This is a genomic window from Candidatus Chlorohelix allophototropha, assembly GCF_030389965.1.
GTDB classification, from domain to species: domain Bacteria; phylum Chloroflexota; class Chloroflexia; order Chloroheliales; family Chloroheliaceae; genus Chlorohelix; species Chlorohelix allophototropha.
This window is the reverse complement of the sequence record NZ_CP128399.1, coordinates 2203943-2215990: the sequence shown is the minus strand read 5'-3', so window position 1 is coordinate 2215990 and position 12048 is coordinate 2203943. Positions and strand designations below refer to the sequence as shown.

At 45.3% G+C, this 12048-nt stretch carries 8 protein-coding genes; 4 read left to right on the top strand and 4 right to left on the bottom strand.

All coding sequences use genetic code 11. The features are described 5' to 3' along the window. Positions 1-156: 156 nt before the first annotated feature. Positions 157-2727: a PA14 domain-containing protein gene (locus OZ401_RS09780; protein WP_341468043.1), complete on the top strand. Its 2571-nt coding sequence runs from the start codon at positions 157-159 to the stop codon at positions 2725-2727. Between the two features lie 15 nt (positions 2728-2742). Here the strand turns inward: OZ401_RS09780 and OZ401_RS09775 are convergent, their stop codons facing one another. After that, a complete protein-coding gene (locus tag OZ401_RS09775; protein WP_341468042.1) occupies positions 2743-2892 on the bottom strand; it encodes a hypothetical protein in 150 nt (49 codons plus the stop codon). 210 nt (positions 2893-3102) lie between these two features. Here OZ401_RS09775 and OZ401_RS09770 point away from each other — a divergent pair, with 210 nt between their 5' ends. From OZ401_RS09770 to OZ401_RS09760, 3 genes are all read left to right on the top strand, one after another. Further along, the gene (locus OZ401_RS09770) at positions 3103-3768 is read left to right on the top strand and encodes a ferritin-like domain-containing protein (RefSeq protein WP_341468041.1); all 666 of its coding nucleotides are present in this window, start codon (positions 3103-3105) and stop codon (positions 3766-3768) included. 124 nt (positions 3769-3892) lie between these two features. Continuing rightward, on the top strand, positions 3893-4597 hold the full coding sequence (locus OZ401_RS09765) for a response regulator transcription factor (RefSeq protein ID WP_341468040.1): 705 nt from the start codon (positions 3893-3895) through the stop codon (positions 4595-4597). Next, positions 4594-5751: a sensor histidine kinase gene (locus OZ401_RS09760; RefSeq protein WP_341468039.1), complete on the top strand. Its 1158-nt coding sequence runs from the start codon at positions 4594-4596 to the stop codon at positions 5749-5751. Before OZ401_RS09765 ends, OZ401_RS09760 begins: the two co-directional genes overlap by 4 nt. Positions 5752-5797: 46 nt before the next feature. Here the strand turns inward: OZ401_RS09760 and OZ401_RS09755 are convergent, their stop codons facing one another. The 3 genes from OZ401_RS09755 to OZ401_RS09745 form a co-directional block, all read right to left on the bottom strand. Beyond that, positions 5798-8374, bottom strand: coding sequence for a DUF2298 domain-containing protein (locus OZ401_RS09755; RefSeq protein WP_341468038.1), 2577 nt, complete (start codon positions 8372-8374; stop codon positions 5798-5800). 223 nt (positions 8375-8597) lie between these two features. Next, complete coding sequence (locus OZ401_RS09750) at positions 8598-10415, bottom strand: acyltransferase family protein (protein ID WP_341468037.1); 1818 nt, start codon at positions 10413-10415, stop codon at positions 8598-8600. A 340-nt stretch (positions 10416-10755) separates the two neighbouring features. After that, positions 10756-12000, bottom strand: coding sequence for a PGAP1-like alpha/beta domain-containing protein (locus OZ401_RS09745; protein WP_341468036.1), 1245 nt, complete (start codon positions 11998-12000; stop codon positions 10756-10758). Positions 12001-12048 lie beyond the last annotated feature (48 nt).

Sequence of the window (12048 nt, the reverse complement as noted above, 5' to 3'; positions counted from 1 at the left end):
GTATTTGATTTAAAAAGTTGAGTGGCGAACAGCCTTGTATTTGTGTTGCCTTTTTTTTGGGTTTGTAGTCAGCGGCGTGTAGTATTCAACAGCTTCAAAAGAGAACTCTAACTATTCAAAGCTGCCTGTTTTGGAGCTAGTAAGGATTTTAACGCGATGAGAAACAAACGATTTGTCGTCTTTGGCTTGTTCCTTATGCTAAGTAGCATCATGATAGGACTCATAGCCTATGTTTTTAGTAGTAATACTACTGAGACACAAGCAGCAACTCCTGCTTCCAACGTTCTAACTGTGAATAATTCAGTAGTAAAGCATGACTTTTCCAGCAAGATGCTAGGGATAAATATGGTCAATTGGGAACATGCTTGGGGCAAACCCTATCCGGGCGATGTTACAGGATTGGCTCAGGCTTTAAAGGCTGCTAAAGTCGGTCTTATCCGATATGGTGGTGGTAACTGGACTAATACTCTTGGTTGGGATCGTAGCGCCGAACGGACTCCCTATACCGGTTGGCCCAATGCTTCAAGCGGACCTTACTGGTTCCAATTTAATCCCCGTGAAATTGACAGCCTAGCTAAATTGGCGCAGGCAACCGGGGCGGACGTATTGATTGAAGTAAACGTTTCTACCAATAACCCCACTATGTGGGCTGATATGGTTAAATACGCCAATGTCGAGCATAATTACAAATTCAAATACTGGGAAATTGGTAATGAGTTGGATTTAGCAAATTCTACTCCCAGCCCGGACGAATATGTCACTCGGCTTGGTCAATATACCGACGCAATGATGAGTGTTGACCCAACTATTAGCATTACTGCTTCGGCTGCGGCTTCCCCCTACGAAGCAACACGGTTGGGTTACAATGATACTATTACCACGCTTTCTCAATATCTCACCAAGCCTTATACAATGGTTTCTCCAAAAGGTAATAAGATTAAGGCTTTATCGTATCATTGGTATCAGGCTTGTAACAGCAGTAGCGCTACGGATTTACAACTTTATCAATATAGTGGATTGGCTACCAATGTATGGCGTAATAATTATTCCCGAATAGAAGCCGATTTGATGCCACCACGGGTTATCAATGAGATTACCCATGACTCGATTCCACAGGGGGTTACCGAGCTTAACTTCGACGCATGCAATTTTGATAATCCTATGAACGGGAATTTCTTGAACGCGCTGTGGACTACGGATGTATTGGGACGTATGGCTTACAATGGCACCAATTTTGCCACTCGTTGGGAAGGTTACGGCACGCAGAGTTACGGTATGATTTATCCGAATGATAGCCTTAATCCCACCCAACTTTATGCGCGTCCTGCTTACTATGCCTATTTGATGTATGCCAATTATTTCGGTGATCAGATGGTGGAATCCAGTAGCAACGACAATGCCCGTTTATCTGTATGGGCTTCGCGAGATTCTACTGATACTACTAAGCTAAAGCTGATGGTCACCAATATTTCAGCAAATGACCTACCTACTACACTAAATACTACTGGGTTTAACGCTGGTTCCGGTAGCTTGTACCAGATGAAAAGCGCCAACCCGACAGATATTAGCGTAGCCAGCCTAACCGCACCGGCTACAATCAATGGCACTTCTGTTAATATGATGAATGTAGCCACTAGTATGAGCAGTATTAAGCCGGTGGCTCTGGCGGTATCAGGTTCTTCGCTGAACTATACTTTCCCGGCGTATTCCACTACTGCTATTATTCTGACGAGCGGTAATGTAATTTCAACGCCTACACCTACAGCAACTGCTACAGCAATACCAACCGCTACTGCCAGTGCTACAGCAACTCCTACAGCCACTGCGCCTGTAGCAACTGCTACGTCTACTCCTATCACTAACACACCTATCCCAACCGCAACTGCTACACCTACTACGGGTGGGCAAGGTATCTCTACTTCGGTAACTACTTCTAAAACGACCGTTAGTCCTGGTCAATCAGTGAATATTACTACCAATGTAAAAGCCGGGAGTAGCGCTGCTAAGTGGTTGGTAGATACCGAAATATATTGCTCTTCCAATAACGTAAACTGGACTAAGGATTTCCAGAATTACCGGGACTCACAAAATTTTAGCGCAGGTCAGACTCTCTCATATACCGATACTTGGAACGTACCTTCAAGTCACGCTGCCGCACAGTGTATAATTAAGGTAGGTCTCTTTTTACCGGGTTGGAGCGGTCAAGTCAGCTTTAACGATGTCGGGACAATTGCGGTTGGCAATACCCCACCTGTGACTAGTACGCCTACTCCAGTTCCAACTGTGGGTGGGACGGTTGGTACAGGTCTTAAAGGGGAGTATTTCGACAATATCGATTTTACAAACCTTAAGCTAACCCGTGTTGACAAAACCGTTAACTTTAATTGGGGTAGTAGCTCACCAGACCCTTCCCTCGGGGCAGATACATTTTCCGTGCGCTGGTCGGGTCAGGTTCTACCGCAATTCTCCGAAACATACACTTTCTACACTCAATCTGATGATGGGGTGAGGCTGTGGGTAAACGGACAATTGCTGGTAGATAACTGGACTAATCACGCTTCTGTTCAGAATAGTGGGACTATCCAGCTTACCGCCGGACAAAAATATTACATCCGTATGGAGTATTTCGAGAACACTGGTGGGGCAGTAGCAAAACTGTCTTGGGCTAGCCCCAGCCAGAACAAGCAGGTTATACCTATGAACCGCTTGTTCCCGGCAGCCGGATAACGAGCTACTGCTCCATTAGCTGGTCGCTACGATGAAATGGTCAATCCCTTGAAGGGATTGACCATTTTTTGGTTTGCGCCCGATTGGACAAGGTGGCGGTAAATGATTTGCCATTTTGCTTCGGTCAAATTGCTGGGGCAGGCTTTTTTTTATTAGTGTTGTCATAGCCCTAGCTTCTCCATTTAAAACACGTTCTGAGGAATAATTATGGGAACTATGAAGTAAGTTTAAATAAAGAGTTGGTCTTTTCTTGACCAATTCTTGATCTAAAAGCCACCGTTTACTTGACCTTTCCCAGCCATAATACAGTTGTAAGGACGGGGATGACCCCGAAAGAGATAAAAAAAGCAAGTTAAATCAGAAAGAGGATTAAAAATGAAAGCGAAATGGTTTATGGGATTGGGATTGATAGTCGCCCTATTAGTTGGGCTATTTGCTGCAGTGGTTCCGTCCGATGCGCAAGCTTACGGATCGGGCGGCAGGGGTAACGGTACTGGTACTACCACGCCGGGAGCGCAAAACGGGGGCGGTTATGGAATGCAACCCGGTACAGGCATGGGAATGAATCAGGGAATGGGACAGATGCGCGGCGCTGGTGGCGCTCGGAACGGAATGGGTCAGCAAGGTACGGGCGCTTATGCTACCGTACTAAGTGAGCAAAGCGTAAATGCGCTAAATCAGGCAATTCAGGAAGAATACCTTGCTCGCGCTACCTATCAAGCCATCCTAGCCAAATTCGGTCAGGTGCTACCTTTTTCCAATATTGTTAATTCGGAAAACCAGCATGTAACAGTCTTGGCTCGCCAGTTCACCAACCATGGGTTGGCAGTTCCGGCGGATAGTTGGGCGGGTAAGGTTACTGCGCCAGCTACCTTGAGTGAAGCCTTTAACGCCGCCATTCAGCTTGAAAAGGACGATGCTGCGCTGTACGACACTTTGCTGAAACAGGTCAGCGAACCGGAGTTAACTAGGGTCTTTACCCAATTGCAAAGCGCCTCGCTGAATATGCACTTGAAAGAGTTGGAACTTTACAACAAATAGAACGGATTAAATAGTAAGGAAAGGTCTGGTAGCCACAGGTTGCCAGCCTTTTCTCATTTCAGTTCAGCTATAATAAAAGTACCCGTAGTTAGATCATAATAACCAAAGCTGAGAGAAGAAGATAATGACCAAAGTGCTGGTGGTGGACGATGAGACAAACTTGGTGGAACTGGTGCAAAGTTACTTGCTGCGGGAAGGCTATGAGGTATTGACCGCCTTTGACGAACTAGCAGCGTTGGAACTGGCGCGTGCTAATCCCCCTGATTTGGTGGTGCTGGATTTGATGCTACCGGGCTTAGATGGAATTGAGGTTTGCCGCCAACTTCGCCAGTTCTCTGATGCCTATGTCATAATTCTTACCGCTAAAACCGAAGAAATAGATAAAATAGTGGGGCTATCGGTAGGAGCAGACGACTACCTTACCAAACCCTTCAGCCCGCGCGAACTGGTAGCCAGAGTGAAGGCGATGTTAAGGCGACCCCGCAGTGGCGCTGCTGGATTGTCACAGCCTGAAGTTACTCCCCCTCACAAGTTAGGAGATTTGGTCATAGATGAATTGAGGCATGAGGTTAGGCGACAAGAAGAAGTAATCTCACTTACTGCTCGCGAGTTTGCCCTGTTGGTAACTCTCAGTGCACATCCGGGTCGGGTCTTTACTCGCGTCCAACTGCTGGAAAGGGTGTGGGGCGATGAATATTATGATGACCATGTGGTGGATGTGCATATTGCCAACCTGCGAAAAAAGCTGGAAACCGAACCCGACAGCCTACAATATATTGAAACAGTGCGGGGAGTGGGTTATCGTTTTGAAGTTAGGGACATAAAATGAAAGCCGCGACATTCAAACGTCCTGTGGTTGGAAGATTATCCATCAAATTGTTCCTTTCCTACCTGATAGTAATAGGGCTAGGCACGCTGACTTTGCTGGTGGCAGTAAATCAGGTGGCAATCGACTCATTTACCGGGCGGATGCGCCAGTATCGGGGCGGAACCACTATACCGGGACAGGGGCGTGGCACTGCTCAGCGTGGGTTGGGGGCGCTCGATCCAGCGGTGGCGGATGCCTTTCAGGGCGCTATTAATGATGCGCTGCTGGTGGCTGGTATAGTGGCAGTGGTGGTGGCGGTCATTACCAGTTTGGTAGTTACGGGTAGGATAACGGGACCGGTACGCCGAATGTCAGAAGCCAGTCGCCGAATTGCTGCCGGAAAGTACAGCGAACGAGTGGTTACCAAAAGCAAAGACGAACTTGGAGAATTGGCATATAACTTTAACCAGATGGCGGAAACGTTGGAGGAAACTGAGCATCGCCGCATGGAACTGATCGGAGATGTAGCACACGAGCTTAGAACCCCGGTTGCCACTCTGGAAGGTTATTTAGAGGGGTTACTGGACGGCGTAATTGAATCGAACGAACGCACTTGGGCGAAACTCCACGATGAAGCCGGACGATTGCGGCGGTTGGTGGACGATTTGCAGGAACTATCGCGGGCGGAAGCTCGGCAAGTACCGCTCAATATAGCCTCGGTAAACCCGCTTGAAATTGCACAGGTAGCGATTGAGCGACTCTCCCACCAATATGCCGAGAAAGGGCTGGAGTTTTCCACCGAACTATCTCAAAAGCTGCCCACAATCAAAGCCGATCACGACCGGACGGTGCAAGTGCTGACCAATCTGCTGACCAACTCCTTGCGCTACACCCCTGCCCCCGGCAAGGTACAACTTACGCTAAGCCACAAAGGAAATGAAGTGGAATACCGAGTAACGGATAATGGAGTGGGCATTGCTCCCGAAAATCTGCCACACCTGTTCGAGCGGTTCTATCGAGTGGATAAATCCCGGAGTCGGGCGTTGGGCGGTTCTGGTATCGGTCTGACCATTGCAAAAGCGTTGGTAGAAGAAATGGGCGGTACAATTCAGGCGGAGTCTGCCGGAGCAGGCAAGGGTGCTACCTTCAGTTTCACCTTGCCGATAGCCCAATAGCTCTTACTTTTGCGCCACCCGTGGCCCAAGTATCTAAACAGTACTCTTAAAAGGCATAGATAAATACATTATTAGCAGGGTCGGCATAAATGGTTTTCATAAATGAGCCGAACTTGTCCAACGCTTGTGCAGAGTAACTTTTAGGATCATGCCCATCAGGATAGAAAGAACCACTCCCGTTTTCAATTTGTCCCACAAAAACGTATCTCACATTATGTTGTTTTAGCAATTCGATTGCATAGTTAACATCAGTAGTTTCATAAATCCGGTTCATATCCAGCCAGTTATCCCAGATAACTTTCTCATTTAGGTTACCTCGCCACTGTAACTCGTGGAAGGGCCAACCTACAATTGTGGGTAAGCCGGTATAAGTACTGATTCGGTTTGCCCAACTATAATTCATACCATTGGCTTCCAGCACTACTCCGCGCCGCTCACTTTGGTTGGCGGTATAATCGCGTAACCAAACCATCGCTTTATATTCTGCCGGGAATTGATTGGAGTACCAGATTTCCCCATCCATTCCTATCCGGTTTGTATAGCCGTTAGTGGTTTGCCAGTAAGCCAGAATTGGAACGGCTGAGGCTGCGATTGCTAATAAAATTAGCAAGCTAATCCAGCCAAATATCCAGTGATTCTTTGAAGTCAGGCTAAGGGTTTTCAGCTTTTGTCTAACAGCCGGGACAGCGGTATCTCTATTGCTGAAACTGGAAAATAGGCTGGTTTTTTCGTCTAACAATGGGTTTTCGGATACCACCTGTTGTAGTCGGTTTGTGGGGTTAAAGGCAAGCCAGTTAAGTCCGGTAGGTTGTGACTTAGCTCTAACAGGGCGGAAACTTATAGTGGGTATACGCGAGTTAACCTTGACCCAACTTAACACCCACCAAGTGCTGTATGCTCCGGCTAATCCATAAAGCACCCACAACTGATACCAATACTTGAAGACGGTATTAAAACGATTATAATAAATATCTCTAACGTATAAAACTTCGCAAAAAAGTGTTATAAATCCGGCAGAAAAAAGTAATAGTAACACCAAAAGATCCATGGTTGCCGCTAGTGCTTTGTTATCTTTCTCCTGATGTTTCCACTCTAAACGGAATATACGCACTGATACATACACTAAAATCAATCCCGGTCCAAGTAACTCGAAATTAACCATCCAACCTGCTATGAAAAAAGTAAGGGCGGTAATTAGTTCCAATATCAGCCTATAAGCTGGAGTTTTTTCTTGGTGTACCAACCGTACATATTTAATTGTCAAGAAAGTAGCAATTGGTAATAGGAAAAGACCGAACATCTCTACAAATTCACTCAAGTTTGTACCGTGCCAATAAACCCATCCCAAATAACGACTCAAGAAATTGACCACCGGGATATTAGCCACATCTGTCATAGGTTCCGCGCGGAGCATGCCGCTAAAGGTAGTAAACTGAAAAATATAGATCAAATAGATGGTAGAAAGTAGCGCGGCAGTTTGTACGCCGATACGCCCAAGAGCGTGCCACCATTTATCCCTCGCTTGCAACTCCAGCACAACTATTGCTACTAACGTCAGCCCAAGATAGGTTGGGAAATCGGCTAGATTGATAAAATAAAGCGATCCTAGCAGCATCCCGAATCCCAAATATCGAGGAACAGTGCGCCACGATAACTTTGATACAACCCATTTTCCGGGAGCGGCAAAAAGTTGCAATATCAAGCCCAACACAAGTATTACATATGGTGCGCCCAGCAGATGACCGTGCAAATCACCGTTAAGATAACTATAAATCGGGTATTCGGTTAGAATATCCAGCATTCTACCGCCCGGCATTGGGTCATAGATCATTCGAGCGCTAGCGGGCCAATCCACTTTTAGGGGGAAGTTTGGGTTACCCAGTGGTAATAGCCCGCTGGTTAGCACTTGCCGGAGGGGATATAAGTTTCCCAGAACCGTTAGGAACAATACTCCTAGCAATCCAGATAGCGGCGCAACCTTGCCCTTTTTCCGCGCCAACCCAACCATATTAGCTACCAATCCAAAAATGGCTACCGCTAGAAAACTGTAAACCACGCCCATGGCTATATTGTAGGCGGTGGCTGCCCCGGTTCCGGTTAATTTACAAAGGAAACCTACAAGATAATGACCCCCGTAATAATAGTTCATAGTTTGCCCGGCAAACCATGGGTCAGGTGGTGGTAAAACTGGAGAAGTGGCAATGGCGTTAATAAAAGCCAGATTGAAAAACTTCTCTGATTGGTTCAATTGGGGGAAGAAAGAGCGCAAGTTTAGCATAAAAGCGAAAGTAATTACAGAAACCAGTTCGGTTAGAGCTATATATTTAAGATTATAGCTTTGCTTAAGCCAACTAACTATTTCCCTACGCACTTGGGAACGCGCCAGTATTACCCCGCTTATAGCGGCTAATAAACCGACTGCACTCCAAACCCAACCCGGCAGAAATGGAATCAAACCTAGACAACCCGTCCACCACGCCAATAATCCGGCTAAAAGCAATCCTAGTGGTCGAGAAAAGGCATAACCACGATCCGGCAAAAGAGGAAAGAGTCTGAATACAATAGGAAAAGTTAGAAACCCTATTAAAGAAATAATGCTGTACCAGATAATTACGTCATGCAAAGAAAATACCCCCTAAATTGGGATTAGATAGCCGGGACAGCGCATCCCCCTAATTTTTATTTGTTTAACCGATTTGAAACACGTCTTTGTGTGGGAAAAGAGGTCATTCTTAGTAGAAAATAGTAAGATTCAAGAGATATCTGTCTATTTATTCACAATAATTAGACGTTTGAGTGTAGGTTAAAGTTCCCTTAGTTTAGCGAGATTTTTCTGCTCAAATTTGTCACCTTTTAAATCTGTTTCTAAGCCATATTCGCACAGGCGTTTCGTACCAGCGAAAAGCCAGTATTGAGACAGAACTGTTGGCAATAATTAAACCTCCCAAGAGCAGATAGTTCCAGATGCCTTCTGCCGAGTTGCGGTAGTCATTGGTAAGCGCGCGAATTACTAAATCCTGCAATAAATAAAAGCTATAGCTTGCTTCTCCAAGCAAAACTAGGGAAGGTGCGGAAAGGAAGCTTCGAGTACGTGTTTTATATCTCGCCAGCCAGAAAATCAATATCGCAAATGCCGGGGCGTAAATTATCCCATAGCGATAGGCGGTTAATACGGTCTTTTCCAGTGACATTATATAAATTGTGCCGATAACTCCGGCAAAAACCACCACTGAAACTAGGCGTTGTTCCCACTTTCCTATCGGCTTATCACGGCATAGTAAGAAAAGACGACCAATAAGTATTCCGATTAGAAATTCACAAAGCCTACCCGGACCAAAGCGATAGAAAATAAAATCCTTGAAATTACTGCTCCAATCTGCCGAAAGAGTTATCCAAACTATTTGGGTGACCCAGATGAGTGCAGCGAAAAGAATAAGCTGTGCGGCTGTGCGTAAATATTTTACTGTTAGATATAATAAAAGTGGGAACAAAGCATAGAAGAAAAGCTCTACACTAACACTCCAAGAAGGACCATTATAAACATAAAGCACCAGCGCACTATCGGGAATATATGATTGTAGCGCCAGCAGATGAGCTAGTGATACCCATGGGTCAACTTGTTGCAAGCTGTTTTTTAATAACTGGCTTAATAAAAGAGTAAGTAAATACATTGGATAAACTCTGGCAAATCGCGCCAGCCAGAAATTCCAAAGATTCCCCTTCAGCCGTTTCCCAAGCGTAGGAAAGTAGTTGTAGCACAATATAAAACCGCTGAGAACATAAAAGAGGCTTACCCCTATATAGCCACTGCGTACGATATGGTAAAGCTCAGGTGCAATGTCATTATTCACCGGAAGGTGATAGAAAAACACCAGCAACGCCGCTATATAGCGCAAACCTGACAGGGACGAAATTATGCTCTGGTTTTCGATTGTTACTCTTTGCTCTTTTCTACGCCCAAGCCACTTCAAAAGCATATTGGCAAGCCAAACGCAAAGCAGCAAAGAATATTCAATTATTAGTAATCGACCAAAGTCATCCGGTATATTGTTCAGATTTACTTGCAGGCTTAAAGGCTGTGTGTTGAACTGGAAAAGTAATAGCAACACGCTAAGAATAAAGGCAATTAGATTTGCCAGCCAGAATTGCCAACGCCAAAGCTGTGGGTAAAAGCCGATAATTACCAGAAACCAGAAAAGTTCTAGAAACCCTATCGAAATTAATAAGGTTCTAGGCGGAAGGTTGAAATTACTAGAGAGCCTTTCCAGTTCAAAACGGGTCAGAACAAGTCCTAGTTGATCTCGCTGGTCTCCTTTAACTACCAGAGGCGTTATCTGAAATTGAATGTTGAGGCTATTATCCTTGATATTAGCTGCCGGGATGATTACTTCATATTTGCCTGCTACTTCTGGAGTTAGAGTCGTTAAGGGCTGATTGTTTACTTTGATTGTCAAAGGTTCCGGCTTAGCTCGTTCTGGTGGCACTAGCCATAAGCTTAATAAGTAATCGCCACTAGCAAGATATTGATAATTCAGGCTGAACTCAGGTTTTGTCCAGTGAAAATTGCCAAGGTTAGGATTTTTCTCAACTGAAAAGAAACTATCGCCACTTAGTGCAATTAATTGCTCGGCTGATTGGTCAACGTTATTAAAATCAATAACCAAACGAGGATTTTGGAGGTAGGTTGCTCTAAAAAGCAAGACAAAAACAGAAAATGTCAGTAAAAACGCAAATATTATAACGTACTGCCATTTTAAATACTTCTGTAATGGTTTGCCCAAGTTGGTATGCGGGAAATCTTTCAATTTATATCTACGATTTTATTAAAACCTCGCGTATTATATATCCTGCCTGTTTGTGAGGTCAAAATTTAGTAACACATATTTTTGCCAAAAATAACCACAATAAAAGACTATCTGCATAGAGACGAGTTGTTAGCACGATATCGGCATCATTTCTCTGGAGGCATTGCTCAGGCGTTTTTCCAATTCCAAACCGCTTGCTCTAAAAGAACAGCCCCATATAATCGACTTTATTCGAGTCTATCGCAGGCTTGTTCCAGACTTCTGCGCCGATAACACGGGGGTTATTAGACTCATCCCGCAATATTTGACCGAGAATGTAGCGAAGCGCCACCGGGTCATAGACTATTTCCACATGATTTAATAGTTTACCGATTTGCTTATCTACTTCCACAACCCGGTATTTATTAGCCAAAAGTGAGCCATCCTCAATAGGTAATTGACCACAGCGATTAGTTACCAGTGTATCGCCGGGTTCAAAGTTTTGGAGCGGTTGGTCGGTTAAAGGCTCGCCATATTGCCAGCGCGGTTGGGTTTGCGCGTAATTGTTCTGCACTTGCGCCCGGAATCGGGTCTGGTAGGAGGCGCTTACAAAACACCAGATTTCTTCGAGAGAATTTAGGTTTTTCAGGCTTTGCGGAGCGTTAAGCTCATCGAGGAAAGTATTGGAAGGGTTGCCCCCATAAGGGAAGGCAACTTCTTGACCGTCTGCTAAAGTGTATAGGTACGGTTCCTTAGCGGTGGGTAGCAATTGTTGGACGGCGGGCATTTGCTGGTTGAAAATCTTGAACAAATCGGTCTGATATTTTCCATGCAACAACTGAATTATGAGAGGGATGCTTCTGACATATCCCAATTCCCTTGCTTTGATAATGCCCATCATATTGGTGGCAATAGCTGGCGGAACTCCTATTTTGGTGCTGTCGCCGCCAATTGCCGCATAGTAGGCTGCCATCAAGCCATTATGTGGGGTGGATATCGTGACCAACCGTGCCACATCTCCGACGTAATGTCCTTCTTGTAGATAGGAACGCGCTACCAATCCTCCCATGCTATGTGCTATAAGATCAACTTTAGAAAAATCGATTTTTGGTGCATTGTAGGAGGCTTTGAATAAGGAAAAAAGCACCGAGTCTGTTGCGCCCGGACGAGTCATACTGGCTGGTTTGGTGAGTTTGCCACTTACGCCTAACTCTCGAATCGTCTTTATAAAATCACCCAAATCTGTGCCTAATAACCGCATGTCCTGTCGCCAGTCGTAGGGAAAGGCAAAGAGCGAAACACCGGGCACATAGCCTACCGCTTTAAGAATATCCAGCAGGTTATCGTAGATATGCGAAACCGGATCAATTTTGCCGCGAGGAGCAGAAGCAGGCAGCCATGTGCCTAGCAAACCCGGCACTACCACTAACGGTCTAAGCCCATCTTTTAACAGATTAGCACCCAATTTTGAACCTCGTTTTCCCGGTCATTCCAATCAGAAATAGCATTTAAC